General features: G+C 56.0%; 2 protein-coding genes and 1 pseudogene. All 3 read right to left on the bottom strand.

Going from position 1 to position 1,582, the window contains the following annotated elements:
* Positions 1-455 (bottom strand): patatin-like phospholipase family protein (locus tag WBG04_RS21870; RefSeq protein ID WP_424317002.1); only part of this gene is annotated, 455 nt, incomplete at its 3' end.
* 287 nt (positions 456-742) lie between these two features.
* Positions 743-1,270, bottom strand: a complete 528-nt coding sequence (locus WBG04_RS21865) for a potassium channel family protein (RefSeq protein ID WP_424317000.1) — start codon at positions 1,268-1,270, stop codon at positions 743-745.
* Positions 1,271-1,324: 54 nt separating this feature from the next.
* A pseudogene (locus WBG04_RS21860) lies at positions 1,325-1,582 on the bottom strand (haloacid dehalogenase-like hydrolase); the annotation flags it as partial.

Raw genomic sequence — 1,582 nt, 5'->3', positions numbered from 1 at the left:
GTCAGCTTCCCCTGAACGTTCGCCCGCAGGAATTCATCTTCGAAATCAGTGAACAACTTTTCACCATACAATCCATAGTAGGCCGCGGTGAAGCTTCCCCCGGATACCGATGAAATGAAGTCCACCTCGTCAAGAAGGCGCTCCTGGCGACCATTGATGACGACATTGGTGTCACGTAACTCCTCAAGGACGCCATACGCCATGGCGGAGGCACGCGTGCCGCCACCGGAGAAGGCGAGGATGAAGAGGACTTCGCCGTCGGAGCGATCTTTGTTGGCCCTGGTTTTCAGGGAATAGGGCGCACGGTCACGAGACGCTTCAGCAATTGGCTTGTTCTGGATGACACCGTAGGACGCGCAACCGCTCAGGGCCATCAGCGTCAGGCTGGCGCCGATCCAGCGCCGAAGACGCTCATGGGTGCGTGGAGCTGGCTGTGGATTGTCGGATGGATTCATGGGAGCGAAGAATCGAGCAGGGTGGAAGAGAATTACGAGTCCCAAATCCCTGTCATGCGAGCAAAACAGGCGGCGGGAGGCCGCTGATTCGGGCCGCCCGGTTCGGGGGCAAGAATGCCATTCTTGCTCAACGGAGCAACAAACTTCCCTATCCCGAAAACGCACCGAAGGAGCTTGTTGGTAGAGGGTATGAAATGTGGAAGCTTGGGCATCGATTCGAGATCAGTCCTACCTGGCGGGAGGAGGCGTTTCTAACTCAAACAAGATCAATCGCTGCGTCATGGTGGCTAGGAGTGGTGCCAGACTTCCTGGAGCACCACGAACAGGAAGGCTGTCGAGCAACCAAACATCAGTACCCCCGTGATGGCGATCAAGGTTCCAAGATGCCTCCAGGGATACTTCAAGAGAATGTCGCCGTAACCCAGCGTCGTAATCGATGTGGCAGTGAAGTAAATCCCATCGGTTATCCGGGGCAGCAGCCGTGTTCGATACAAGAACAGCCCCCAGATTCCGGCCTCCGCAAGGTGTGCCAACAGGAGCGCAAAAAAGCTGCCGAGCAGGAGGATCTTTCCCGTATGTCTTACCCCGAGATGCTCCAGCATCCATGGCTTGGAACGATGAATCTCAGCGATCACATCGAAGATCACGACCACATGAAAATAGAACAGCACCAGCGAGAGCAGCAGTGCAAAGGCATGGACGCCCAAGACTCTTCTGCTGGAAATAGAGAGATGCTTGTCCACCTCTGCACGATTTGATCCGCCGTGACCTCTTCCTTCGTCTTCAGGTGGTGTTTCAAGGGGCTTGCGTTTCACGGATCCATCTTCGCTCGCTGCGAAATCAGCTTTATGGCAATGAACTTGGCTATGTCATTGGCTTTCGAAGGCAAAGACCTTTTTCCAGTCGTTCTTCATGCTGATGATCGTCCAGCCGTCCTTGGTCGCCTGGTCGTAAAGCGCCTGAGTGAAGGTGCCGACTTTCGTTTCCGGCAGACCCTGCGCCGGACCGTAGGCATACTCGCGCTCGGCGTCGTCGTGAAGGAGGATCATCGAGAGCCGCGCACCGGTGCCCGCCTTGGTGTATTCGAGCATCTGCTGGTCGCCGGTGGAATTGCCAAACGCGATGAC

Source organism: Haloferula sp., assembly GCF_049672945.1.
GTDB lineage: Bacteria > Verrucomicrobiota > Verrucomicrobiia > Verrucomicrobiales > Akkermansiaceae > Haloferula.
The sequence above is the reverse complement of the archived record's forward strand: the minus strand, read 5'-3'. Positions and strand labels throughout refer to the sequence as shown.